This window comes from Pseudomonas sp. FG47, assembly GCF_057809115.1.
Map to the genome: position 1 here is coordinate 63,451 of NZ_JBMDJI010000009.1, position 25,597 is coordinate 89,047.

Consider the following 25,597-nt stretch of genomic DNA (forward strand, 5'->3'; position numbering starts at 1 on the left):
GGCAAGTGCCGACCAAGGTTGGCCGGCGACTGATTGTCGGCGGGAGAAAAAATTAATTCAATTAACAGATCAGACAGTTTGAGGGGGTTTTAGTGAAAGAATTTTAATGAGTGTTGAAAGGCTGTAAGTGTCTAGGGGGAATGTGTAAATAAGTTTAAAGTTCCCAGGTTTTTCGTTCAGCTCGCACAAGCCGCGAAAGGGCTGCAACGCAGCCCTGACAATCTTCGAGGAGAACCGTCAGACGCCGGCCGGGTCCGCCTTGTCCACGGCGATCTGCAAGCGCTCGAGCGCCTGCGCCACCACCTCGCGCGGCAACGCGCCATCATCGGCCAGGGCCTTGAGCGCCGCCAGCACGATGAACTGCCGATCTACCTCGAAATGCCGACGCAGCGCTTCGCGGGTATCGGACTGGCCAAAACCATCGGTCCCCAAGGGCACGAAGCGACGCGCGCCGACCCAGGGGCGAATCTGCTCGGCGTGGATCTTCATGTAGTCGGTGGCGACGATCAGCGGTCCTTCATGGGCTTGCAGCAACTGCGTGACGAACGGCAGTCTGGGGGTGTCCAGCGGGTGCAGCAGGTTCCAGCGTTCCACCTGTTGGGCCTCGCGGCGCACTTCGGTGAGGCTGGTGGCGCTCCAGATCTCGCTGCTGACCTGGTAATCGCTGGCCAGTATCTGGGCTGCGGCGATCACTTCGGGCAGGATCGCGCCGCTACCGGCCAGCTGGACATGCCGACCTGCAAGCACCTTGCGCTCGATGGGCAGGCGATACAAACCCTTGAGAATGTTCGCCTCGGCACCTGTGGGCAGGTCGGGGTGCGCATAGTTTTCGTTGAGCAGGGTGATGTAGTAGTACACATCCTCCTGTTCCTGGTACATGCGCCGCAGGCCGTCCTGCACGATCACCGCCAGCTCGTAGGCGTAGGTCGGGTCGTAGGAGATACAGCAGGGCACGGTGGCCGACATGACATGGCTATGGCCATCGTCGTGCTGCAAGCCTTCGCCCATCAAGGTGGTGCGCCCAGAGGTGGCGCCCAGCAGGAAGCCCCGGGCACGGGCATCGCCGGCTGCCCATAGCAGGTCGCCAACCCGCTGGAAGCCGAACATCGAGTAGAAGATGTAGAACGGCACGGTCATCACGCCGTGGTTGGCATAAGCGGTGCTGGCGGCGATCCACGACGAGGTGGCGCCTGATTCGTTGAGGCCCTCCTGGAGAATCTGGCCGTCGACGCTCTCCTTGTAGTACGACAGCGTGCCGGCGTCCTGGGGCGTATACAGCTGGCCGACGGCGGAATGGATGCCGATCTGGCGGAACAGGCCTTCCATGCCGAAGGTGCGTGATTCATCCGGCACGATGGGCACCACCAGGCGGCCTATCTCGGGGTCTTTGAGCAGGGTGCTGAGGATGCGCACGAAGGCCATGGTGGTGGAGATGGTCCGCTCGCCAGTGCCCTTTAGCTGCGCCTCCAGTGCGGCCAGCGGCGGCACCCTGAGCGCTGCCACCTGGGCATGGCGTGCCGGGACCTGCCCGCCCAGCGCGGCGCGGCGCGCCCGCTGGTACTCGGCTTCGCGGCTGTCCGGCGCCGGGCGCAGGTAAGGCAGCTCGCCCAGTTGCGCTTCGTCCAGCGCCAGGCCGAAGCGGTCGCTGAAAGCCTTGACCGCATCGGCGCCGATTTTCTTCAACTGGTGGTTGATGTTCTGCGCCTCGCCGGCCTCGCCCAGGCCGAAGCCCTTCACGGTCTTGGCCAGGATCACCGTGGGCCGTCCCGTGGTGCGCATGGCCGCGGCGTAGGCGTTGTATACCTTGACCGGGTCATGGCCGCCGCGGGCCAGCTTCCAGATCTGCTCGTCGGACAGGTCGCTGACCAGGGCCAGCAACTCGGGGTGCTTGCCGAAAAAATGCTCGCGCACATAGGCGCCATTCTGCGATTTGTAGGTCTGGTACTCGCCGTCGACGCATTCCATCATCCGTTGCTGCAGCAGGCCGCTGTGGTCCTTGGCCAACAGCGCGTCCCAGCCGCTGCCCCAGACCACCTTGATCACGTTCCAGCCGGCGGCGCGGTACAGGCCCTCGAACTCCTGGATCACCTTGCCGTTGCCGCGCACCGGGCCGTCGAGACGTTGCAGGTTGCAGTTGACCACGAAGATCAGGTTGTCCAGCCGCTCGCGGCCGGCCAGGGAGATCGCCGCCAGCGACTCGGGTTGGTCCATCTCGCCGTCGCCGAGGAAGGCCCACACCTTGCGCCCCTGGTGCGCCTTGAGCTGGCGGTTCTCCAGGTAGCGCATGAAGCGCGCCTGGTAGGCGGCGGTGATGGGGCCCAGGCCCATGGACACCGTGGGGAACTGCCAGAAGTCGGGCATCAGCCGTGGGTGCGGGTACGACGACAGGCCGTCGCGGTCGGTCTCGCGGCGGAAGTTGTCCAGTTGGTCCTCGCTCAACCGCCCTTCGGTGTAGGCGCGGCCATAGATACCTGGCGCGGAATGCCCCTGGATGTACACCAGGTCGCCGGCGAAACTGTCGCTGCGGCCACGGAAAAAGTGATCGAAGCCCACGTCATACAACACCGCCGCCGAGGCATAGGTGGCGATATGCCCACCAACCCCGGAGTGCCGGCCGGCGCGCAGCACCATGGTCAGGGCGTTCCAGCGGATATAGGCATTGAGCCGCTGTTCGATGGCCAGGTCGCCAGGGTAGGGCAGCTCGCGCTCGGGTGGGATGCTGTTGACATAGGGCGTGGTGACTCGGCCATGGAAGTCGCCATGGCGCGACACGTCGAATTCGAGCAGGCGGTCGATCAGGTAGTGCGCCCGGGGGCGCCCCTCGGCTTCCACCACCGAGGCGAGGGAGTCGAGCCACTCGCGGGTTTCCTGGGGGTCTTCATCACGCAGGGCATGTTGCGGGGTCATGGTAACGCTCCTTGTTGCAGGGGCCGGGCATCTCCGGCAGCGGATGTCGTTGCAGTTGCAATTGAATCTAACGCTGACGGCGGTATCATTGCAACTGCAACGAAAATCCCTTGGAGAAATCATGACCACCCCCGCGCCAGACCTCTGGTACAGCTTCATCCGCGCCCACCGCTGCTTGATCAGGGAAATCGAACGGCGCCTGGCCGAGCAGAAACTGCCGTCCTACGCCTGGTACGACACCTTGTGGGGGATCGAGAGCGGCCAGGATGGCGCACGACGCATGCACGAGCTGGCCGACGCCATGGCGATCGAGCGCTACAACCTGACGCGCCTGGTCGATCGGCTGGAGAAGGAAGGCCTGGTGACCCGGGAAAAGGCCCTGGACGATGGGCGCGGCGCCATCGCCCGGATCACCCCCAGTGGCCGGGCGCTGCGCAAGCAGATGTGGCAGGTGTACGAGCAATCGGTGGCCGAGCTGTTCCTGGTCGAGTTCGACGAACAGCAGCGCGGGGTGTTCGCCCGGGCGCTGGAGCAGGCCAGCCGCAACGCCCGGGTTTCAGGCAAAGGTTGAAGTGCAAGAGCCAGCCTTGCCGGCTCCTGCGCTTCAGCTACGGAAGAACGCCAGCAGGTCGGCGTTGATCACCTCGGCATGGGTGGTCGGCATGCCATGGGGGAAGCCGGCGTAGGTCTTCAGGGTGCCTTTGGGTAGCAGCTTGGCCGACAGCGGCCCTGAGTTGGCATAAGGCACGATCTGGTCGTCGTCGCCGTGCATCACCAACACCGGTATGTTCACCTGCCTGAGCGCTTCGCTGAAGTCGGTTTGGGAGAAGGCCACGATACCGTCGTAATGCGCCTGGGCGCAGCCCATCATGCCCTGGCGCCACCAGTTGAGGATCACACCCTGGTCGGCCTTGGCGCCGGGGCGGTTGTAGCCGTAGAACGGCCCTGCCGGGATGTCATGGTAGAACTGCGCGCGGTTGGCCTTGAGCTGCGCTTGCAGGTCATCGAACACGCTCTTGGGCAAACCGCCGGGGTTGCTGGCGGTCTTGACCATCAGCGGCGGCACCGCGGCGATGATCGCCGCCTTGGGCACCGGGTCCCTGGGGTGCCGCGCCAGGTAGTGGATCACCTCGCCACCACCGGTGGAGTGGCCCACGTGGATGGCACCCTGTACACCCAGGTGCTGCACCACGGCGGCGACGTCATCGGCGTAGTGGTCCATGTCGTGACCATCCCAGACCTGGCTGGAACGCCCGTGGCCGCGGCGGTCGTGGGCGACCACGCGGTAGCCCTGGGCGATGAAGTAAAGCATCTGCGCGTCCCAGTCGTCGGCGCTCAAGGGCCAACCATGGTGGAAAAAGATCACCTGGGCATCGCGTGGGCCCCAGTCTTTGTAGAAGAGGTCGATGCCTTCGCTTGTCGTGACGTAGCCCATTTCGCGTCTCCTGTTATCGAGGGGTGCTGCTCATGAGGGGGGGCCATCGCTTGGCCGCCAGGTAACTCTAGGTTTAAAGTGCACTTCAAGGTCAATCGCATTGCAAGGTGAGGCATGAGAATAGGTGAACTGGCCAAGGTCACAGGCCTTGCCCCGTCGCGGATTCGGTTCTACGAGGCCAGCGGGCTGATCCAGCCGGTGCAGCGCAAGGCCAATGGCTATCGCGCCTACGATGCCGACACGGTGTGGGTGCTGGAGATGATCACCAACGCCCAGGCCGCCGGTTTCTCGCTGGAGGAAATCCGCCACCTGCTGCCAGCCAGGGCCAAGGGCTGGCAACACGACGAGCTGCTTGGCGGGCTCAAGCGCAAGGTCGAGGAGATCGAGCGGTTGCAGGAGCGCCTGGCGCGCAACAAGGCGCAGTTGCTGCTGGTGATCGAAGGCATCGAGAGCAAGCCCGAGGGGATGGCCTGCGTGGACAATTCGCAGCGGGTGCTGGAGCGCCTGCGTGAAGAGATGGCCCAAGGCAAGGCAGGGCGTTGAGCCAGGGGCCCAACGCTGCCCTAGGGCGTCAGTTATCGGCTTGCAACGCCGCCAGCGGTTTGGGCGCATACAGCGCGCTCTGGAACGCCGGCACATACTCGTACTTGAGCATCCGCCCCAACTGCAGCTCACGGATGTACTGCGCCAGGCTACCATCGCCGAGCACCAGTTCCACCGCCTCGGCGCTCATGCTCGAGGCATGGGCGGTCTGCCGCGAGGTGGCATAGCCATAGGCCAACCGCCCCTGGTGATCCAGGTTGGTGAAGCTGTTGGTCACCAGCCCCGGCTCATGGGAGAGGTCCTCCAGCTTGCGTCCACGCATCACCACATCGACCTTGCCGGTCTGTGCGTCGATGATGTCGTAGGTCACAGCGGCCGCGTCCTCGCGGCGGTTGATCGGGGTCAGCCACTTGGGCAGGTTGTAGCCGACCACGCCGCGCACCCGCGCCAATTCGGTGTTCACCGGCAGCTTGAGGACATAGCCCCAGAAGTCCTTGGACAGCGATTGCCCGACCAGGGTGAACGGCCCGAAGTTCGACTTGCCCGGCTTGTTGGTGATGATCGACAGGGCGATTTCGTTGTAACTGTCGTTGTCGCAATAGTCATAGCTGTAGGCGGTGAGCGCCACCAGGCCGCGGCCCGGCCACACTTGCAGCGGCTGCACCTGGGCCAGTACCTCGGCGGGCATCAGCGCGCGCAGGCGCTCCAGGTCGGCGGTGTACACCGCGGTGATACGGCTGTTCTGGTAGTAGAAGTTCGGCGAGTAGGACGCGAAGCCCATGTCGACCTGGGTCTTTTGCAGCCCCTTGAACCAGCTCAGGTCCAGCTCCGGCGCTTGCTCGTGGATCACCGACAGCGGCGGGTTGGAGCGATAGCGCTCGTACAGCCCGCCCTTGAGCACCGGCACGGGATGCCCGGCAATGTCGATCAGGGTGGTGTCGGCGTGCTCGGGGATGCCGTTGGCGGCATGGCTGACAGGGGCCAGCAGGGCGCCGGCCAGGGCGGCGACAGGTCCAAGTTTCACGTTGCGGTTCTCCAGGGCGTGCTTGACGAAGCGAGAAAGAAAGTCACTGCACCGGCACCCTAACGTTCAACCCAACTTGAGAGTCAATGGTCAAGTTTTTCGCTTTGCCAAGGCTTGACCTTAAAGCTGACTTTAAGGCTAAGGTCGCCGCACCAACTCGCTGAGGTGCTGTCGATGGACGTGTTCTCCCCCCTGACCCTGCCCAATGGCTCGATCATCCCCAACCGCATTGCCAAGGCCGCCATGGAGGAAAACATGGCCGATGCCGAGCATGCCCCTTCCGCGCAATTGATGCGCCTGTACCAGGCCTGGGCCGAGGGCGGCGCGGGGTTGATCATCAGCGGCAATGTCATGGTCGATAACCGCGCCATGACCGGCCCGGGCGGGGTGGTGCTGGAGGATGACCGGCAACTGGCGCGCTTTCGCCAGTGGGCCGCCACCGGGCGGGCGAAGGGCGCGCAGTTCTGGTTGCAGATCAATCACCCTGGCCGGCAGATGCGCGCCAACCTGGGTCAGGTGACCTGGGCGCCGTCGGCCGTGGCGTTGGACCTGGGCAAGATGTCCAAGCTTTTCGCCACGCCGCAGGCGATGACGGCCGAGGTGATCGAGGAGGTGATCCGGCGCTTCGCCAACACCGCCCGGTTGGCGGAGCAGGCGGGCTTTACCGGGGTCGAAATCCATGCCGCGCACGGCTACCTGCTCAGCCAGTTCCTGTCGCCCCTGACCAACCAGCGCAGCGACCAGTGGGGCGGCTCGCTGGAAAACCGCGCGCGCTTGCTGCTGGAAATCGTCAAGGCGGTGCGCGCGGTGGTGTCGCCGGGCTTCGCCGTGGCGGTCAAGCTCAACTCGGCGGACTTCCAACGTGGCGGTTTTAGTGCCGACGATGCCAGGCAAGTGGTCGGCCTGCTCAACGGCTTGTCGATTGACCTGGTGGAGCTGTCGGGCGGCAGCTACGAGGCACCAGCGATGCAGGGCCAGGCCCGGGATGGCCGGACATTGGCGCGTGAGGCCTATTTCCTGGAGTTCGCCAAGGATATTCGCGCGGTGGCGAACATGCCGGTGATGGTCACCGGCGGGATCCGCCGTCGGTCGATTGCCGAGCAGGTGGTGCACAGCGGCGTGGAGATGGTCGGCATCGGCACCGCGCTGGCCATCGACCCGGCCTTGCCCCGCGCTTGGCGCGCGGGCAGGGATGCAGCGCCAGCGCTGCGGCCGATCACCTGGAAGAACAAGGCGCTGGCCTCGCTGGGCAACATGGCCATGGTCAAGTTCCAGTTGCGCCAATTAAGCCAAGCCAAGGCGCCCGACCCACAGGTGGCCCCCTGGTGGGCGCTGCTGCGCCAGCAATGGGCCGATGCCGCGCGCACCCGCCAGTATCGCCGGCGCATGGCGCGGCAATAACGCCACGGCACGGCCAGTAGATGTGATAATGCCCGGGTTACCACCAGGGCTTGCGCATGCTGACCATCTCCAACACCGTGCATCTGCCGGATGCCGAAATCGAGCTCACCTACATCCGTGCCCAAGGCGCGGGCGGGCAGAACGTCAACAAGGTCTCAAGCGCCGTGCACCTGCGCTTGGACATTCCTGCCTCGTCGCTGCCGACGTTCTACAAGGAGCGGCTGTTGGCGCTGCGTGACAGCCGCATCACCGCGGATGGGGTGCTGATCATCAAGGCCCAGCAGTACCGCACCCAGGAGCAGAACCGCGCCGATGCCTTGGCGCGCCTGGTCGAGCTGATCCAGGGCGCCACCAAGGTCGAGAAAAAACGCCGGCCGACCAAGCCGACCCTGGGTTCGAAGACCCGCCGCCTGGAATCGAAGGCGCGGCGTGGCACGGTCAAGGCAGGGCGCGGCAAGGTCGATTTCTAGGCGACAGAACCGTGCACTGGGGGCTGTGGGCGTGAATGCGTTCGCGCAGCTTACAACTCTTGCGCCGCGCGCAAGCGCCGCCACAGAGTCGTCCGGCTGATCCCCAACTGGCGGGCGGCCTCATCGAGATTGCCCTGGCAGTTGTCCAGGGTCTGCTGCACATGGCGCAACTGCGCGGCCTTGCCGACGCTGTGCAGGTCCGACGCCCGGGATGGCCTGGCCCGGCCCAGCGACGGGGTGCCCTCGCACAATTCAGGCAGCACGCGCGCCAGGTACTGCTCGTCCAGCTCTTCACCGCGCAGCAGCTCCCGGGCCGACAGCATCGCCCGCTCGATCACGTTCTCCAGTTCGCGCACATTGCCTGGCCAGCTATGGCGCGCCAGGTACGGCAACAGCGCCGTCACCACCTGCGCCGCGCCTGGCGGCTGGCCCTGCACCAACAGGCGTTGGCTTATGCTGCGGCTGATCAAGGCGATATCCTCGGTGCGCTCGCGCAGCGGCGTGGTCTGCAGGCGCAGGATGTTCAGCCGGTAGTACAAGTCCGTGCGGAATGCGCCTTGCGCCATGGCCGTGGGCAGATCCTGGTGGGTCGCGGCAATGATGCGCACATCGATGGCGATCGGCTCGGTGCTGCCCAGGCGTAGTACTTCGCGCTCCTGCAGCACCCGCAGCAGGCGGGTCTGCAGCGACACTGGCATGTCGCCGATCTCGTCGAGGAACAGCGTGCCGCGGTGCGCGGCCTCGAACAGGCCGGGCTTGCCGCCTTTGCGCGAACCGCTGAAGGCGCCTTCCTCGTAGCCGAACAGTTCGCTTTCCAGCAGCGTTTCGGGAAACGCCGCGCAGTTGATGGCAACGAAGGGGCCTTGCCGGCGCGGGCTTTCGTTATGGATGCCCTGGGCCAACAGCTCCTTGCCGGTGCCGCTCTCGCCGGTGATCAAGATGGTCGAGTGGCTGGCGGCGAAGCGCTCGGCCAATTGCAACATCTCACGGTTGGCCTGGCTGGCGCCGCCCAGTTGCGCCAGGCGGTAGCGCGCGGTGAAGGCGCCGGGCCGGCGACTGGCGCGGATGCGCTGGTCGGCGCGCTGCACGGCGGTGATGTCCTGGCAGGTCAGCACCAGGCCGGTGCGCTCGCCGTTCTCCAGGATCGGCAACAGGTTGCTGACCACGGCTTGCGCGCCCACGCGGATGACACGGTTGTCCTCGCCCGTGCCGTCCTGCAAGGCTTGCTGCCAATCCAGCTCGGGGCACAGTGCCTGCAACGGACGCCCCAGCGCCGCGCTGGCCGGCAACGCCAGCAACTGCGCCAAGGCGGGGTTGAGCGACTGCACCAGGCCCTGGTTGTCGATCGCGGCCACGCCAGTGGGGATGTGTTGCAGCACGGCATCGAGGTGTCGACGCTTGGCGTTTTCGATGCGTTGGCTGTCGAGAATGCCCAGGGCCTCCTCGAGGGCCCTGCGCACGGTTTCCTCGCTCAGTGACAGCACGCCCTGCAGCCCGGCCTGTTCGGCGAGCTCCACCACCGTCGACGACCCGATGATGCTGCCACAGCCCATTAGCGCCGCCTGCTCGACGGCCTGGCGGGCTTGCTCCAGCGAGCTATAGGCAGCCTGATGCATCTGCACGGTGAACAGTGCGGCCAAGGCCTGCAGGTCTTGATTGATGTGGTTGTAGCTGAGCACGGCCACTTGCCCGCCGTGATCGCGGGCCTGGCCCAGGGCTCGCAGCAGGTCGCCGCCGCCGACACGCATCGCCAGCACTGGTCGGGCCAGGTGGCGGCGCAGGTAGGCGGCGGTGGCCCCGGCGCAGACGAATACATCGACCGCGCCGCGCTGCTCCAGCTCGCGGGCAGTCTGCAGCGCCTCGGCCACCGAAGTGTCGAGTACCTCGATACGGGTGTCGGGGTAATCGGCGGTGAGCCCGGCCACTACCTGGGCGAGCCGGCTGCGTTGCCGGGGACGCTGCAGGTGGCTGATCAGCACGACGACCTGGGCGGTGGGGGAGTGCATGGCGAACCCTGTTCATGGTTGCAATGTTTCCATGGTGAACGAAAGCCTTGCATAAGTGAAACAAAGGTTGTGCCGCCGGCCTTTGCCGAGAGCACCGTAGGTTAGGTCCGACGGGGCCTGCAGCTGGATCCTTGGCAGTTGGCCCAGGCCTTGCTCTAGCCCTCCTGGCAATTCACCCGTGAACACAGGGCCCATCGACCCATGAGCAGTTCCCCCACGATTCCCCTGGCCAGCGATCCGCTCGCGGCCAGTCCCCATGACCAACGGTTGGTCGATTTCATTCGTCAACGGGCGGCCGCCGAGCGGGTGTCCATCATCGCGCGCAAGCGTTTGAGCGGCGGTGCCATCCAGGAGAACTGGCGCCTGGACCTGCAGATCGAGGGTGGCCCATGGGCCGGCGCTCGACGTTGGGTGCTGCGCAGCGACGCCTTGTCCGCGCTGCCCGCCAGCCTCGATCGCGAACAGGAGTTCGCCGTGCTGCAAGTGGTGCACCAGGCCGGGGTCAAGGTCCCCAGGCCGCTCTGGTTGTGCCGCGATCCGCAGGTTCAGGGACGGCTGTTCTTCCTCATGGAGTACGTGCCGGGTATCGCCGCCGGGCGCCTGCTCAGCGCCCAGGCCGGGCCACAGGGCCAGGCCGGGCTTGCGGCGCAACTGGGCGCCAACCTGGCACGCCTGCACCAGGTGCGCCCCCCCTCGGCGACACTGGATTTCCTGCCAATCCCTGACACCTCGCCGGCCCTGGCGACCATCGGCGCCTACCGCCACTACCTCGACAGCCTCGATGCGGCCTACCCGGCCCTGGAGTGGGGCCTGCGCTGGTGCGAGCTGCACGCGCCGCGCAGCCACGCGCTGTGCCTGCTGCACCGCGACTACCGCAGCGGCAACTACCTGGCCAGCGAGCAAGGGCTCGAAGCGGTGCTCGACTGGGAGTTCAGCGGCTGGGGCGACCCCTGCGAAGACCTGGGCTGGTTCACCGCCCGTTGCTGGCGCTTCACCCGTCCCGACCTGGAGGCGGGCGGCATTGGCCTGCTGGAGGACTTCCTGCGCGGCTACCACGAGGTGTCGACCCTGGCCATCGAACCCAGCCAACTGCACTACTGGCAGGTCATGGCCACCCTGCGCTGGGCGGTGATCGCCTTGCAGCAAGGGCAGCGCCACTTGTCCGGCGAAGAGCCTTCCCTCGAACTGGCCCTGACCGCGCGCCTGCTGCCGGAGTTGGAGCTGGACATCCTGAACATGACCGGAGCCGAAGCGCCATGACCCAACCGAATGCCGCGCAACTGCTCGACATCGCCCGCCAGACCTTGCTGGAGCAGGTGTTGCCCACGCTGGCCAGTGAGCTGCGCTACCCGGCGCTGATGATCGCCAATGCCATGGCCATCGCCGCGCGCGAAAGCCGTCTGCAAGACCAGCTGAGCGCTCAGGAACAGGCCCGTCTGGGCGCCTTGTTGGAAACGCCGCCGGCGACCCTCGCCGCTACCCGGCAGCACCTGGCCCTGGCGATCCGCGCGGGCCGCCATGACGCCCCGCAGGCGCGTCGCACCCTGGTCGAGGCCCTGCGCCGGACCACGCTTGCCCACCTGACGATCAGTAACCCCAAGGCCATGCCTTGAGCACGGCTAGCCGCCGATCCATTGCCAAGACTGCAACCGCACAAATAAGGACAACCATGAACTTCAACCTTTCCGACGACCTGCTGGCCTTGCAGGCCAGGACGCGCGATTTCATCGCCAACCACGTGATCCCTTTCGAGAACGATCCCCGCCAGGACCGTCACGGTCCCAGCGATGCCCTGCGCCAGGACTTGCTGGAAAAAGCCCGCGTCGCCGGCCTGCTGACCCCCCATGCCAGTCCCGAGATGGGCGGCATGGGCCTGAGCCACGTGGCCAAGGCGATCGTCTTCGAGGAAGCTGGGTATTCGCCCCTGGGCCCGGTGGCGCTGAATATCCACGCCCCCGATGAAGGCAACATCCACCTGATGGACGTGGTCGCCACCGAGGCGCAGAAGGACCGCTGGCTGCGCCCGTTGGTCCAGGGCCGGGCGCGCTCATGCTTCGCCATGACCGAGCCTGCGCCGGGCTCGGGTTCGGATCCGTCGATGCTGCGCACCACCGCCACCCGCGATGGCGACGACTACCTGATCAACGGCCGCAAGTGGTTGATCACCGGCGCCGATGGCGCCGATTTCGCGATCATCATGGCGCGCATGGAAGACGGCACGGCGACCATGTTCCTGAGCGACATGCAGCGTGAGGGCATCGTCCACGAACGGCAACTGGACTCGCTGGACAGCTGCTTCACCGGTGGCCACGGGCAACTGCGTTTCGACAACCTGCGCATCCCGGCAAGCGATGTGCTCGGCGAGATCGGCAAGGGTTTCCGCTATGCCCAGGTGCGTCTGGCGCCGGCACGGCTGACCCACTGCATGCGCTGGCTCGGCGCCGCGCGGCGTGCCCACGACATCGCCTGCGACCATGCGCGCACCCGCGACGCCTTCGGCAAATCCCTGGGCGAGCACCAGGGCGTCGGCTTCATGCTCGCCGACAACCAGATGGACCTGCATGTGGTGCGCCTGGCGGTATGGCATTGCGCCTGGGTGCTCGACCAGGGCGAACGGGGCAATGTCGACTCGAGCATGGCCAAGGTGATCAGCTCCGAGGCGCTGTGGCGGGTGGTCGATCGCTCGATGCAGGTGCTGGGTGGGCGTGGTGTGACCGGGGACACGGTGGTGGAGCGGATCTTCCGCGATATCCGGCCGTTCCGCATCTATGACGGCCCGAGCGAAGTGCACCGCATGAGCCTGGCGAAAAAACTCCTCGACCAGCGCTTGGGAGGTCACTGATGCAGCCGCAACTTGCTCGACTGTTCTCTCTCGATGGCCGTCGCGTCCTGGTGACCGGGGCCTCCAGTGGCCTGGGCCGGCACTTTGCCCAGACCCTGGCGGCGGCCGGCGCCGAGGTGCTGGTCGCCGCCAGGCGCGAGGCGCCGTTGCAGGCCCTGGTCGAGACCATCCAGGCCAGCGGCGGCCGCGCCCGCGCCTTTGCCCTCGATGTCACCAGCCGCGACGATGTCTGCCGGGTGCTCGATGCCGCCGGCCCGCTGGATGTACTGGTCAACAATGCCGGGGTGAGCGACAGCCAGGCGCTGCTCGACTGCGACGATGGCAGCTGGGACCGCGTGCTCGACACCAACCTCAAGGGCGCCTGGACGGTGGCCCAGGAAAGCGCGCGGCGCATGGTCGCCGCAGGGCAGGGCGGCAGCCTGATCAACGTCACCTCGATCCTCGCCAGCCGGGTGGCCGGCGCCGTTGGTCCTTATCTGGCGGCCAAGGCGGGCCTGGCGCACCTGACCCGGGCCATGGCCCTGGAGCTGGCGCGCCATGGTATCCGCGTGAACGCCCTGGCGCCGGGGTACGTGATGACCGACTTGAACGAGGCATTCCTGGCCAGCGACGCGGGGCAGAAGTTGCGCGCGCGTATTCCGAGCCGGCGTTTCAGCCAGCCGGCGGACCTGGATGGCGCCTTGCTGCTGCTCGCCAGCGACGCCGGCCGCGGCATGAGCGGCAGCGAGATCGTGGTCGATGGCGGCCACCTGTGCAGCAGCCTGTAGATACACCCCCCAGCCTTGCAAACCCCGTGATGAATGGCACCGGCTGTGCCGGTCAAGAACAACAAGAAACAGAGGTGGTTATGTGCGTGCAACCGTTGAACTGCCCATGGACGAAGGACCCGTCATGATGAACCCGAACCTGGAACACGAACTGGCACCGAATGCGGCCAACCACGTGCCGCTGTCGCCGCTGTCGTTCCTCAAGCGCGCCGCGCAGGTCTATCCGCAGCGCGATGCGGTGGTGTACGGCGACCGTCGCTACACCTACCAGCAGTTGCACCAGCGCAGCCGGGCCCTGGCCAGCGCCCTGGAGCGGGTCGGCGTGCAGCCGGGCGAGCGCGTGGCGATCCTGGCGCCGAACATCCCCGAGATGCTCGAGGCGCACTATGGCGTGCCCGGCGCCGGGGCCGTGCTGGTATGCATCAATATTCGCCTGGAAGCGCGCAGCATCGCGTTCATCCTGCGCCATTGCGCGGCCAGGGTACTGTTGTGCGATCGCGAGTTCGGCGCGGTGGTCCACCAGGCGCTGGCGATGCTGGACACGCCGCCGCTGCTGGTGGGCATCGATGATGCCCAGGCCGAGGGCGCCGACCTGGCGCCGGACCTGGACTACGAAAGCTTCCTGGCCCAGGGCGATGGCAACCGGCCGTTGAGCGCGCCGCACAACGAATGGCAGTCGATCGCCATCAACTACACCTCCGGCACCACCGGCGATCCCAAGGGCGTGGTGCTGCATCATCGCGGCGCCTACCTCAATGCCTGCGCCGGGGCGCTGATCTTCCAGCTCGGCCCGCGTAGTGTCTACCTGTGGACCCTGCCGATGTTCCACTGCAACGGCTGGAGCCATACCTGGGCAGTGACCCTGTCGGGCGGCAGCCATGTGTGCCTGCGCAAGGTGCAGCCCGAAGCGATTCACGCCGCCATTGCCGCGCACGGCGTGACCCACCTGAGCGCCGCGCCGGTGGTGATGTCGATGCTGATCCATGCTCCGGCAGGCGCCGCGCCGTCCCAGGCGGTGTCGGTGATCACCGGTGGCGCCGCACCGCCCAGCGCGGTGATCGCCGCCATGGAGGCGCGCGGTTTCAGCATCACCCACGCCTATGGCATGACCGAAAGCTATGGCCCCAGTACCTTGTGCCTGTGGCAGCCAGGCGTCGACGAGCTGCCGCTGGAGGCTCGCGCGCGGTTCATGAGCCGCCAGGGCGTGGCCCATCCGATGCTCGAGGAAGCCACGGTGCTGGATACCGATAGCGGCCAGCCGGTGCCCGCCGACGGGGCGACCCTGGGCGAGCTGGTGGTGCGCGGCAACACGGTGATGAAAGGCTACCTGCACAACCCCGAAGCCACCCGCAGCGCCCTGGCTGGCGGCTGGCTGCACACGGGCGACCTCGCCGTGCTGCACCCCGATGGCTATGTGGAGATCAAGGACCGGGCCAAGGACATCATCATTTCCGGCGGCGAGAACATCAGTTCGCTGGAGATCGAGGAGGTGCTCTACCAGCATCCCGAGGTGCTCGAGGCTGCCGTGGTGGCGCGGCCCGATTCGCGCTGGGGCGAAACCCCGCATGCCTTCGTCACCCTGAGTGCCGAGGCCCAGGCGGGCATCACCGGCGAAGAGCTGATCCGCTGGTGTCGCGAGCGCCTGGCGCACTTCAAGGCGCCGCGGCATGTCTCGTTGGTGGAGCTGCCCAAGACGGCCACCGGCAAGATCCAGAAGTTCGTCCTGCGCGAATGGGCTCGCCAGGCGGCCGCTGCAGCCAGCGATCGACCGGAAGGGTGATGCGTGGTCACCCTCCCGGTCGGCCGCCGGCCTGCTCGAGTCTGCTATATCGAGCCGAGGAAAAGCTTCACACTATGCGCCAAAATACAGGTAGGCACTGTACCTGCCTGTGAGCCAACATTCATCAGCCGGACCTGCAATGATGACGTCCTACATCCAGGGTACCGCGTTAATTGGATTCGACGACTTCGCTCTGGCCCAGGGGCTAGAGCCTCATGCGCTGCTTGCAGAGGTTTCGCTTGCCCTTGGCGAGCCCGATGGCGCAATCCAAACCCGCCCGTTCAACGCGCTACTGGCGTTGGCTGCGCACCGCTCGGGCAATCGCCTGTTCGCGCTGCAGTTCGGGCTTGAACATGGCATGCCGGGAATGGGGACCCTGCTGCATGCCATTCAGGGCGCGGACACTGTCGGTGAGGTGCTGAGGGCATTGGTCCGGTACGCCCATGTGCTCGGCACGGCAGTGGAGTTTCGCCTGGAGCGGCATGCCGGCAATGCACGCTTGATCTGTCAGGTCACCGACGCGGATCTTCCCTGTGTGCGACAGACCGTGGAGTGGGCGATGGGAATGAGCGCGCAGCTGATGCACAGTTTGCTCAAGCACCTCTGGTGCCCGCATGCCCTGCTGCTGTGCCATGGCGCAGGGGCGGAACCTTCGGCATACCGGCGTCTGCTGGGGGTGGCGCCGCGTTTTTCCAGCACGGAAAACGCCTGGGTGTTCGCCCCTTCACTGCTGGACGCAAGGCTTGGCGCAAAGGATCAACGCATCCTGCAACTGACCCGACAGTTCCAGGACGAGCTGGCGGATATCACGCTGGAGGCGTTGCCCATGCACGTGCAAAAGCTTATGCGCATTCGCATGCCCCAGGGACGTGTCACGGTCGAACAGATTGCCATGGACCTGAGGATCAGCTCGCGCAGCCTGCAGCGCTACCTGCTGAGCCAAGGCACGAGTTTCCAGGCATTGCTGGACGGGACCCGCCAGGCGATGGCCACACGCTTGCTGCGGGATGCCTCGATCAACCTGACGCAGGTGGCGGAGTTGTTGGGATACACCCAGCTTGCCGCGTTTTCCAGGGCATTCAGCCGCTGGCATGGCCTCAGCCCGCAACAATGGAAACGTCAACTGCGCCAGGCACCGGCGCTCGATGCCGTAAGCGGGCGTGGTCGACATGGCTGACGTTCCCTTCGTCCGGGCAATCAGCCTCACCGGGTTTCATGCCTTCGCCGCCGGGCAGGGGCTCGATCCGGGGCAGATGCTCAAGCACGTCGGCCTGCCGGGCCAGGGCCTTCAAGACGAGGACGATTTGCTCCCCTACCAGCAATACTGCGCTTTGCTCGAGGCCTGCAGTCGGCATTCGGGCAATGCGCTGTTCGGCCTGCAGTATGGTCAGTTCCAGGCCGCCGATGTGTTGGGTGAGTTGCTCCATCTGCTGCGCAATGCGCGCACGGTCGGTGATGCGCTGGTGGAATTGCGCAACCATTACGCCCTGTACAATGGTGCGGCCGAAGTCGGGCTGGACAGCGAAAACGGCCTGACCATACTCAGCTATCATGTTCGCCTCTCCCACGCGCCCGGCGTGCGCCAGGCAGAGGAGCTGGCCGGTGTCGTGGGCATTGCTCTGATGCGCGCATTGGCAGGCCCGCACTGGCTACCCAGCGCCCTCTGGCTCAGCCATTCGCCCAGTACCGATGTCGCCTTGTATGCCCAGGCGCTCGGCATTTCGCCCACCTTCAATGCGCGTTGTGTCGCCCTGGTGTTCGAATCATCGCTGCTGGCGCAGCCCTGTGTCCTGTGTGATGAGGCGTTGCACCAACTGGTGGTCAAGAGCATGCAGCGCCTGGAGCGGCTGTCCGGCGACGAGCTGGCCATCCAGATCAAGCAGTTGCTGCATCACCTGCTGCCCAGTGGGCGGGCCACGGCGCAGAAGGTGGCCAGCATCATGGCGCTGACCCCGAACGAGTTGCGTCAGGCCATGACGCAGGAAGGGCTGACGTTCCAGCAATTGCTCGAGGAGGTGCGCCAGTCCATGGCCCAGGCCTACCTTGCCAGGCCTTCGGCCAACATCGGCGAGCTGGCCGCGCTGCTCGGCTATTCCGACACCAGCGGATTTTGCCGAGCCTTTCATCGCTGGTTTCAGATGAGTCCGTTGAGCTGGCAGAAGGCCCACGGCATCAAGCGCCAGCCGCGTCTGTTGGGGCGCGGACGTACGCGCCCCTAGAGGGTGTCGGCCCTTCGCTAGTAACCCCGGAATATATCGCCAATGCTCGCAATCGGGTGTGCCGCGTGTGCCGTTTGTGCCACGGATCGACTGGCTATGGAAGACTGAGGGGCGTAGACCGCCGTCAGGAACAGGGCAAGTGTCACGCTGGCCACCAGAAAGGCAAAGATACGCATGGGAACCTCCAGCTTTTGTTTTTGTAGTTACCGTCGAGTCTGGTCCGTGGCGTTGGCTAAAGCTTGATAAAGCGCGCCATTAAATGGTCCTTTGTGCGGTCGTTTCGGGAAGATTGGCCGCTGCGAACACCTGGGTGGCCGCCACGATGTCCTGATCGCCGTAGCCCATGGCTTCGGCACGCTGCACGACCCCACACACGGCGTCGAAGACCGGCGTCCAGGCCCCTTGCGCGTGCAGCGCCTGGGCGATGTGGGCGAAGGCGCCGGCATGCACATCGAGCCTGGCCTGATCGCCTGCGAAATCCTGCGCTTCGAGTCGGCATACCGCTTCCTCGAGCGCATCGCTGATGAAAAACCGTGACGTGTCGAGCAGCAGCCGGGCCGTCTTCGCCACGGGCAGGCCGAAGCGCTCGCTCGCGCCCACGGCCTCGAAGAATGCCACCATCGTGGCGAATGCCTGGGCGTGGAGCACGCTGGCAAAGGCCAGTGCTTCGTCCCAAGGCAGGAACATCGTTTGACCGGCCAGCGCCTCGAGCAGCGCCCGATGCTGCTCGAAGCCCTCACGATCGCCGGTATGCAGGGTATGGCTCTGGCGATGACCGACGTTGCGTGGGTAGGCCACGATCATGCCTTTGACGTACAGGCCGCCAGCGGCGTTGACCAGCGCCTGAAGCGCCAGGCCCTCGTCGCGGCCGTTGGTGGTGTAATCGACCACCGTGCGACCTGCGAGCGCAGCCATCACCCCCGGCATGCCAAGCACGCCATGGGTCGCCTGGTCGTCCAGAAGCACGAAGACCGTGACCGGGCTTACGCTGAGCGCGGCGTGAGCCGAGTCGCACAGCCGAGCACCAGCGGCGACCAGCGCCGCCGCTTTGCCAGGCGATCGGTTCCACACCGCCACGCGTTTGCCCTGCTTGAGAAATGCATGGGCCATGATCGTGCCCATGGCGCCGAGCCCGACTACCGATACATCGAAGTCGAAGCGCTGGTCATTTTGTGTGCTCACATTCCAACCCTCATGATTTTTGTTCTAGGTGTCTAGTGTGGTGCGTCGTCTACAACAGGTTCTGTGCGCGGGCCCATTCAGTCACGTCGGCCAGCGTGCGTTCGAAGGCGCTGAAGATCGCCTCGATATCGGCCTGGGTGCAGATCAACGGCGGACAGAAGGCGATCGTGTCGTAGATGGCGCGAATGATCAGCCCGTGCTTGTGCGCCTGTTTGAACACATAGCCACCCAAGGTGCCGGGCTGGGCGAACGGTTGGCCGGTGGCCTTGTTCACCACCAGTTCGATGGCGCCCAACAGCCCGACACCGCGCACATCGCCCACCAGCGGATGGTCGGCGAATGCGCGCAGACGGCGTTGGAATTCAGGGGCCAGGCGCTGGACCTGGCCCACCAGGTCGCGCTCCTCGATGATGCGGATGTTTTCCAGCGCCACCGCAGTGGCGACGGGATGTCCCGTGCAGGTCAGGCCATGGGCGAAGGCCCCCAAACGCTGGCTCTGGCTGAGCAGGACGTCATGGATGGCATCGGACACCAGCACGGCGGCCAGGGGCTGATAGGACGAGGTGAGCTGCTTGGACAGCACCATGATATCGGGCTGGATACCGTACAGCTCGGCGCCGAACATCGTCCCGAGCCTGCCGAAACCGGTGATGATCTCGTCGATCACCACGAGGATGTCGTAGCGTCTGCACACCGCCTGGATCGCTGCCCAGTAGCCTTGGGGAGGAGGAACCACGCCGCCTGCGGCCATCACCGGTTCGCCGATGAACGCCGCGATGGTTTCCGGCCCTTCGTCGAGGATGTAATGCTCCAGCTCGTCCGCCAGGCGCGCCGAAAAGGCTTCCTCGGTCTCGCCTGGCCGGGCGAATCGATAGAAGTTCGGGCAGGTCAGGTGGTGCACCGGGATGGCCGGCAGATCGAAATCACGGTGCATCGACGGGATTCCGCTCAAGCTGGCGCAGGCGACGGTGGCGCCGTGATAGGCCTGCTGGCGGGAGATGAACTTCTTCTTGGCGGGCTTGCCCAGTGCGTTGTTCACGTACCAGACCATCTTCACCACCGAGTCGTTGGCCTCGGACCCGGAGTTGGTGAAGAACACATGGTTCAGGTCGCCGGGCGCAAGCTCCGCCAGCTTCGCGGCGAGCGCCGCGGCCGGGGCGTTGGTCTTGTGGCTGAAGCTGTGGTAGTAGGGCAGTTGCCTCAGTTGCTCGACGGCGGCGTCGACCAGGCGCTGTTCGCTGAAACCCAGGGCAACGCTCCACAGGCCCGACATGGCTTCGATATAGGCATTGCCCTGTTCGTCGAAGACCCGCACACCGTCGCCTGCGGTGATGACCAACGGCCCGATTTCCTGATGCTGGGCCAGGTTGGTGTTGGGGTGAATGAGTGCTGCCAGATCGTTGCGCGCGGTTGCAGTGAACGTGTTCATTGGTTCATGTTCCTGTCGCAGGCTTCCATCGCCCGCAAGTGAGCAGGTTGCCTGCGCCCCGTGGATCGTCACGGGACGCACGGCAGGATCCTGCGGTTACTGACCAAGCGCTGCCGCGACCGCTTCGCCGAACGCCTTGAGACCCTGTTCGAGCTGCTCGGTCGGGGTGTTCACCGGTGGCATCAGCTTGATGATCTCGCCGTTCGGCCCGCAGCGGTCGACCAGCACGCCCGCCTGCAGCACACGCTGTTGGGCATCCTTGGCCAAGGCCACGTTGCCGCGACCAAAATCGATGCCGGCGATCATGCCGCGACAGCGCGCGGAGGCGACCCCTGGAATCTCGGCGTAGCCGGCGACCGCGCGTTCCATGGCCGCGCAGTTGGCGGCCAGCAACTTCAGGAACTGCTCGTCGCGCCAATAGCCGAGGGCGATCTGGGCGGTGAGGAACGCCAACTGGTTGCCGCGGAAGGTGCCGATATGATCGCCCGGCTCCCAGACATCCAGCCCGGCGCCGATCAACACGATGGCCATGGGCAGGCCGTAGCCACCGATCGATTTGGCACAGGTGATCAGGTCAGGGACCACCCCAGAGCGCTCGAAGCCGAAGAAGTCACCGGTGCGGCCGCAGCCCGCCTGGATCTCGTCGCAGATCAACAATACCCCGTGCGCCCGGGTCCACTGGCGCAGGCGCTGCAACCATTGGTTTGAGGCCACGTACACGCCGGCCTGGATCTGCACGGATTCAACGATTACCGCTGCTGGCAATTCCGAGCCGCTGCCCTGGTCGTTGGCCAGGCGCTCGAGGAAGCCGATGCTGTCGAACTCACCGTAAGGGCTGTCTTCGTAGGGCACGAATACCACGTCGGTGGACAGCCCCGGGCCGCGCCGAGTGCGGTTGCCGGTGACTGCCAGCGCACCGGCCGTCATGCCGTGGTAGGCGCCGTAGAACGACACGATCTTGCTCCGCCCGGTCGCTTTGCGCGCCAGTTTCAATGCAGCCTCGACGGCATCGGCGCCGGTCGGGCCGGTGAACTGCACCTTGTAGTCCCAGCCGCGCGGCTTGAGCAAGTCGCGTTCCAGCGCCTCGAGGAACTGGCGCTTGGTGGTGGTGTGCAGGTCCAGGGCATGGGTCACGCCGTTGGCCGACAGGTACGCGATCAGCGCATCGCGCATACGCGGATCGTTGTGCCCGTAGTTCAGGGCACCGGCGCCGGCAAAGAAGTCCAGATACTCGCGGCCATCCTCGCCGCGGATCTTGCTGCCCTGGGCGGTATCGAAGACCAGCGGCAGATCGCGGCAATACATCCGCACGTTGGACTCGAGCCGTTCGAATGTCTCGATGTTGTTCATGCATAACCTCTTGAAGTGATCGGGCAACGTTTGCTTGGCGCTATCAGTGCTTGAACATCACGTGGCGCACCACGGTGTAGTCTTCCAGGCCATACATGGACAGGTCCTTGCCATAGCCGGACAGCTTCACGCCGCCATGGGGCATCTCGCTGACCAGCATGAAATGGGTATTGACCCAGGTGCAGCCGTATTGCAGGCGCGCAGCCAGGCGATGGGCGCGACCGACATCGGCGGTCCACACCGAAGAGGCCAGGCCGTAATCGGAGTCATTGGCCCAGGCCAGCGCCTGGGCTTCGTCCTCGAACGACGAGACCGTCACCACCGGGCCGAAGATCTCCCGGCAGACCACCTCGTCGTCCTGGCGGGCACCGGCCAGGACCGTCGGTTCGAAGAAGAACCCGCTACCTGCGGCGCGCTTGCCACCGGTGACGACTTCGATATGAGGCACTTCCCGGGCACGCTTGACGAAGCCCTCGACGCGGCCCAGGTGCTCTTCGGTGATCAGCGGCCCCATCTCGGTCGAGGGATCATCCTGCAGCCCGCACTTGATGCTGGCCACGGCCTCGCCGAGCTTGCGCACGAACTCCGGGTAGACCGACTTCTGCACATACAGGCGGCAGGCGGCGGTACAGTCCTGGCCTGCGTTATAGAAGCCAAAGGCACGAATGCCTTCGACGGCCGCGTCGATATCGGCATCGTCGAAGATCAGCACGGGGGCCTTGCCACCCAATTCCATGTGCATGCGTTTGACGCTGTCGGCGGTGCCCTCGATGATCCGGCTGCCGGTGCGCACGGAGCCGGTCAGCGACACCATGCGCACCTTGGCGTGGCTGGTCAGCGGCTCACCAACCGTGGCCCCCCGACCATGAACGATGTTGACCACGCCGGCAGGGAAGATCTCGGCCAGCAGCTCGCCCAGTTTCAGGGTGGTCATCGGCGTGTGTTCCGAGGGTTTCAGCACCACGGTGTTGCCGCCGGCCAAGGCCGGGCCGAGTTTCCAGGCCGCCATCAGCAAGGGGTAGTTCCACGGCGCGATGGAGGCGACCACGCCGACCGCATCGCGACGAATCATCGAGGTGTGCCCCGGGATGTACTCGCCCCCGGCCGAGCCTTGCAGGCAGCGCACGGCGCCGGCGAAGAAGCGGAACACATCCGACACCGCCGGCAGCTCGTCCTGCAGCACGGCGCTGTAGGGCTTGCCGCAGTTGTCGGCTTCCAGGCGCGCGAACACCGCTGCCTGGGCATCGATGCTGTCGGCGAGCTTGAGCAGCAGGGCCGCGCGGTCCTTGGGCGGGGTTTGCGACCAAGCTTCGAAGGCCGCATCGGCGGCTTGCACCGCGGCCTCGACCTGGGCTTGGCTGGCCTCGGTGGTTTGCACCAGGACGCTGCCCAGGGAGGGGTTATACACGGCCAGCTCGTCGCCTTCGCCGGCTACCAGGGCACCATTGATCAGAAGTTTGCTTTGCATGTCGATTCTCGCCATTTAACGGCGCGGCCAATGGCCGGCCTTGTGATTGTCGTCAGAGCATTCGATTGAAACGAGGTCGCTATACCAATGCCTCAGGCACGGGGCTGCGGAAGAAGCTGGTGCGACAGGCCAGGTAGACCAGCCCCAGGCCGAGCCAGCAACTGCCCATGATCAGCGCGTCTTTATCCAGGCTGATCAGCATCCACCCGGCCGTGACCAGGCCTATGAGCGGGAACAGCACGCCACGCAGCAGGCCGGCGCCATCCTTGACCCGGGCATCGAAGGTGAGCCGCAATGCACACAGATTGACGGCGGTGAAAGCGACAAACGCGCCGAAGTTGACCAGCGACGTCGCGGTGGCGATCGTCAAGGCAAAACCCGCCGTGCCGAAAACGCCGCAGAGCAGGATGTTGAAGGCCGGGGTCTTGAAGCGCGGATGCAGGACACCGAACACCTTGCGCGGCAGCTGGTTGTCCCGGCCGAGGGCGTAGAGCAGCCGCCCCACGCTGGCCTGGAACGACATGCCAGCGGCGAAGTGGGCGATGATGATCCCCGCCAACACCACGGCGAAGAACAGGTCACCGCCGATCATCCGGGCGATCTCGAAGGCGGCCCCGTCCACCTGCTCGAAGCTGGGGGAGGGATGGGCCAGGTACATGAAGTACGAGGAGCCCACGTACACCGAACCGCCGATCAACGCGACCAGCAGGATGGCGCGTGGCAGCGTCCGGCCCGGATCGCGGGTTTCCTCGCTCAGCGTGGACAGCGCGTCGAAGCCCAGGAACGAGTAGGCGGCAATGGCGGCGCCGGCCATGCTGGTGGCGAAGGGCACGTCCTGGTTGAAGAACGGCTTGGCCGAAAGCAGCCCGCCAGGGCCGTTCGCCGCCACGATGTAGTACATGCACAGGCCCAGGAACACGACGATGATCGCCAGTTGGGCCGCCATCAACAGCACGTTGAAGCGGTTGGCGACCTGGATGCCGAGGACATTGAGCAGTGACGTGGAGACGATGAAGCCGCTGATCCACACCCACTGCGGGACCTCTGCAAAGGCCATGTTGAGGTAGCTGGCACCGAGCAGCCAGATCAGCATCGGGATGAAGAAGTAATCCAGCAGGGCGGCCCAGCCCACCATGAACCCGAGATTGGCATTGAGCATCTTGCGGGTGTAGGTGTAGGCCGAACCGGCTACCGGGAATACCCTGACCAGCCGCCCGTAGCTCAACGCGGTGAACACCACCCCGGTCGCCGCGATCAGGTAGGCCATCGCCGTGGTGTTGCCGCTGGCCTGGGTGATCACGCCGTAGGTGCCGAAGACGATCAGCGGGGCAAGGAACGCCAGGCCGAACAGCAGCACCGAGAACGGCCCAAGGGTGCGCCTCAACGAGGCGCTGGAGGTTGAATGACTCATGACGCAGCCCTCCTACGCGACGAAGTGGTAAGCGGTGGTGATGATGTCGTGATAGGCCTCGACGGACATCGCCTTGGCATTGCTGGCGTCGGAGAAGTTAAGCTTGGATTTTTCGGCGATGGCCTGGAAGTCTTCCTCGCGCACGCCCCTGACCTCGGCGAAGGAGGGGATGCCCAGGTCCTTGCTCATCTGGAACAGGTGGCCCACGGCGGCCTCGGCGGCGTCCACCGGCGCCAGCGTCGGGTCGATCCCCAGGGCGTAGGCCACCTGGGCGTGGCGGAGAATGTCGGCATCGCGGTTGTGGCCAAAGACGAAGGGCAGGAAGATCGCGTTGCCAACGCCGTGCGGGGTGTCGTACATGCCGCCAATTGACTCGGAGATGCAGTGCACGCTGCCGACGTCAGCGTTGCCGAATGCCATGCCGGCGATCAGGCTCGCCACCAACATTTGCTCGCGCGCCTCTTGATTGTCTGGCTCCAGTACGACCGCCTTGAGGTGCTGGCTGATCAGGCGGATGGCATGTAGTGCCAGGCCATCGCTGATCGGGTTTGAAACGCGGCAGGTGTACGCCTCGATGGCGTGGGTCAGGGCATCCATGCCGGTGGCGGCGGCAATCGACGCGGGCAGGGTGTCGAGGATACGGGAGTCAAGCAGCGCCAATACGGGGCCGACGCGGTAATCATGGACGCTCATCTTGAAATGACGGGCAGTGTCGGTGATCACCGAGAAGCAGGTCACTTCGCTGCCGGTGCCCGCGGTCGTCGGGATGGCGACGATCGGCGGTATGGCATGCTTGAGGGTGAACGACCCTTCGTAGTCCTCGATCCGACCCTCGTGGGTGAGCAGCAGGCTGATGGCCTTGGCCGCGTCCATCGCGCTGCCGCCGCCCACCGCCAGCAGGCCGTCGATGCCTTTGCCACGATACTGCTGCGCGGTGCGGTTGATGTCTTCGCTGCGCGGGTTGGCCTTGATGTCCGCGACTTCCTCGTAGGCGATACCGGCCTTGTCCAGGCTGGCATAGACGCTGTCCAGCAGGCCGGCGGCCTTGACCCCGGCATCGGTCACGATCAGCACCCGTGCCAGGCCGAGGCCCTGGAGATGTTCACCGGTGCGCTCGCGCAGGCCAGGTTCCATCACGATCTTGCTGGGGAGTAAGAATTTGAATTCCATACGTACCTCTTGCTCAATTGTTGTCATTGTCGAAAGGGCAGTGGAGGAGCACCCGCGCCTGGTCGCGGTCGGCCGCTCAGGCGTGTGATGTGTGGCCTGGCGCTTTGGCGCAAGCCGGTATGTTGTTGTTTTGGGTGGTGTTGCAGCGTGCCGCTAAAGGCCTCCAGTGGAATAAAAAGAGGGGCGGCCAAGC

21 protein-coding genes are annotated in these 25,597 nt (G+C 65.4%); 11 read left to right on the plus strand and 10 right to left on the minus strand.

Annotation, left to right across the window (positions count from 1 at the left end; all coding sequences use genetic code 11):
• Positions 1-237 precede the first annotated feature (237 nt).
• Positions 238-2,907 carry a pyruvate dehydrogenase (acetyl-transferring), homodimeric type gene (aceE, locus tag ACODS5_RS10115; RefSeq protein ID WP_489108557.1) on the minus strand — a complete coding sequence of 890 codons (2,670 nt, stop codon included), beginning with the start codon at positions 2,905-2,907 and terminating at the stop codon, positions 238-240.
• 121 nt (positions 2,908-3,028) lie between these two features.
• Here aceE and ACODS5_RS10120 point away from each other — a divergent pair, with 121 nt between their 5' ends.
• The gene (locus ACODS5_RS10120) at positions 3,029-3,478 is read left to right on the plus strand and encodes a MarR family winged helix-turn-helix transcriptional regulator (RefSeq protein WP_134690603.1); all 450 of its coding nucleotides are present in this window, start codon (positions 3,029-3,031) and stop codon (positions 3,476-3,478) included.
• A 33-nt stretch (positions 3,479-3,511) separates the two neighbouring features.
• Here ACODS5_RS10120 and ACODS5_RS10125 read toward each other — a convergent pair whose 3' ends face one another.
• A complete protein-coding gene (locus ACODS5_RS10125; RefSeq protein WP_489108558.1) occupies positions 3,512-4,342 on the minus strand; it encodes an alpha/beta fold hydrolase in 831 nt (276 codons plus the stop codon).
• A 114-nt stretch (positions 4,343-4,456) separates the two neighbouring features.
• Between ACODS5_RS10125 and ACODS5_RS10130 the strand changes: the two genes are divergently transcribed.
• Positions 4,457-4,885, plus strand: a complete 429-nt coding sequence (locus ACODS5_RS10130) for a MerR family transcriptional regulator (protein ID WP_134690607.1) — start codon at positions 4,457-4,459, stop codon at positions 4,883-4,885.
• A 28-nt stretch (positions 4,886-4,913) separates the two neighbouring features.
• Here the strand turns inward: ACODS5_RS10130 and ACODS5_RS10135 are convergent, their stop codons facing one another.
• Positions 4,914-5,840 (minus strand): acetoacetate decarboxylase (ADC), encoded by a 927-nt coding sequence (locus tag ACODS5_RS10135; protein WP_489108602.1) that lies wholly within the window; start codon positions 5,838-5,840, stop codon positions 4,914-4,916.
• A gap of 243 nt (positions 5,841-6,083) precedes the next feature.
• Here ACODS5_RS10135 and ACODS5_RS10140 point away from each other — a divergent pair, with 243 nt between their 5' ends.
• Positions 6,084-7,310 carry an NADH:flavin oxidoreductase/NADH oxidase family protein gene (locus ACODS5_RS10140; RefSeq protein WP_134690609.1) on the plus strand — a complete coding sequence of 409 codons (1,227 nt, stop codon included), beginning with the start codon at positions 6,084-6,086 and terminating at the stop codon, positions 7,308-7,310.
• Between the two features lie 56 nt (positions 7,311-7,366).
• Positions 7,367-7,780, plus strand: coding sequence for an alternative ribosome rescue aminoacyl-tRNA hydrolase ArfB (gene arfB, locus ACODS5_RS10145; protein ID WP_134690611.1), 414 nt, complete (start codon positions 7,367-7,369; stop codon positions 7,778-7,780).
• Between the two features lie 50 nt (positions 7,781-7,830).
• Here the strand turns inward: arfB and prpR are convergent, their stop codons facing one another.
• The gene (gene prpR / locus ACODS5_RS10150; RefSeq protein ID WP_489108559.1) at positions 7,831-9,786 is read right to left on the minus strand and encodes a propionate catabolism operon regulatory protein PrpR; all 1,956 of its coding nucleotides are present in this window, start codon (positions 9,784-9,786) and stop codon (positions 7,831-7,833) included.
• Positions 9,787-9,987: 201 nt separating this feature from the next.
• Between prpR and ACODS5_RS10155 the strand changes: the two genes are divergently transcribed.
• The 7 genes from ACODS5_RS10155 to ACODS5_RS10185 all read left to right on the plus strand — a co-directional run bounded on the left by ACODS5_RS10155 (position 9,988) and on the right by ACODS5_RS10185 (position 17,394).
• Entirely contained in the window at positions 9,988-11,046 is a 1,059-nt protein-coding gene (locus tag ACODS5_RS10155) for a phosphotransferase family protein (protein ID WP_134690615.1), read from the plus strand.
• Positions 11,043-11,399, plus strand: a complete 357-nt coding sequence (locus ACODS5_RS10160) for a DUF6285 domain-containing protein (protein WP_489108560.1) — start codon at positions 11,043-11,045, stop codon at positions 11,397-11,399. The genes ACODS5_RS10155 and ACODS5_RS10160 overlap by 4 nt, the downstream gene beginning before the upstream one ends.
• A gap of 56 nt (positions 11,400-11,455) precedes the next feature.
• Positions 11,456-12,628: an acyl-CoA dehydrogenase family protein gene (locus tag ACODS5_RS10165; protein WP_134690619.1), complete on the plus strand. Its 1,173-nt coding sequence runs from the start codon at positions 11,456-11,458 to the stop codon at positions 12,626-12,628.
• Positions 12,628-13,395 carry an SDR family NAD(P)-dependent oxidoreductase gene (locus tag ACODS5_RS10170; protein WP_489108561.1) on the plus strand — a complete coding sequence of 256 codons (768 nt, stop codon included), beginning with the start codon at positions 12,628-12,630 and terminating at the stop codon, positions 13,393-13,395. The genes ACODS5_RS10165 and ACODS5_RS10170 overlap by 1 nt, the downstream gene beginning before the upstream one ends.
• Positions 13,396-13,519: 124 nt before the next feature.
• Positions 13,520-15,175, plus strand: coding sequence for a long-chain-fatty-acid--CoA ligase (locus ACODS5_RS10175; RefSeq protein ID WP_489108562.1), 1,656 nt, complete (start codon positions 13,520-13,522; stop codon positions 15,173-15,175).
• A 142-nt stretch (positions 15,176-15,317) separates the two neighbouring features.
• Entirely contained in the window at positions 15,318-16,352 is a 1,035-nt protein-coding gene (locus ACODS5_RS10180; protein WP_489108563.1) for an AraC family transcriptional regulator, read from the plus strand.
• Positions 16,345-17,394 carry an AraC family transcriptional regulator gene (locus ACODS5_RS10185; RefSeq protein WP_489108564.1) on the plus strand — a complete coding sequence of 350 codons (1,050 nt, stop codon included), beginning with the start codon at positions 16,345-16,347 and terminating at the stop codon, positions 17,392-17,394. The genes ACODS5_RS10180 and ACODS5_RS10185 overlap by 8 nt, the downstream gene beginning before the upstream one ends.
• A 255-nt stretch (positions 17,395-17,649) precedes the next feature.
• Here ACODS5_RS10185 and ACODS5_RS10190 read toward each other — a convergent pair whose 3' ends face one another.
• The 6 genes from ACODS5_RS10190 to ACODS5_RS10215 all read right to left on the minus strand — a co-directional run bounded on the left by ACODS5_RS10190 (position 17,650) and on the right by ACODS5_RS10215 (position 25,404).
• Positions 17,650-18,576, minus strand: a complete 927-nt coding sequence (locus ACODS5_RS10190) for an NAD(P)-dependent oxidoreductase (RefSeq protein WP_489108565.1) — start codon at positions 18,574-18,576, stop codon at positions 17,650-17,652.
• Between the two features lie 49 nt (positions 18,577-18,625).
• Complete coding sequence (locus tag ACODS5_RS10195) at positions 18,626-20,005, minus strand: aspartate aminotransferase family protein (protein WP_489108566.1); 1,380 nt, start codon at positions 20,003-20,005, stop codon at positions 18,626-18,628.
• Between the two features lie 96 nt (positions 20,006-20,101).
• Positions 20,102-21,355: an aspartate aminotransferase family protein gene (locus ACODS5_RS10200; protein ID WP_046855845.1), complete on the minus strand. Its 1,254-nt coding sequence runs from the start codon at positions 21,353-21,355 to the stop codon at positions 20,102-20,104.
• Between the two features lie 43 nt (positions 21,356-21,398).
• Positions 21,399-22,823, minus strand: coding sequence for a gamma-aminobutyraldehyde dehydrogenase (locus ACODS5_RS10205; protein ID WP_489108567.1), 1,425 nt, complete (start codon positions 22,821-22,823; stop codon positions 21,399-21,401).
• Positions 22,824-22,902: 79 nt separating this feature from the next.
• Complete coding sequence (locus ACODS5_RS10210; protein ID WP_489108568.1) at positions 22,903-24,234, minus strand: APC family permease; 1,332 nt, start codon at positions 24,232-24,234, stop codon at positions 22,903-22,905.
• A gap of 12 nt (positions 24,235-24,246) precedes the next feature.
• On the minus strand, positions 24,247-25,404 hold the full coding sequence (locus ACODS5_RS10215; RefSeq protein WP_489108569.1) for an iron-containing alcohol dehydrogenase: 1,158 nt from the start codon (positions 25,402-25,404) through the stop codon (positions 24,247-24,249).
• Positions 25,405-25,597 lie beyond the last annotated feature (193 nt).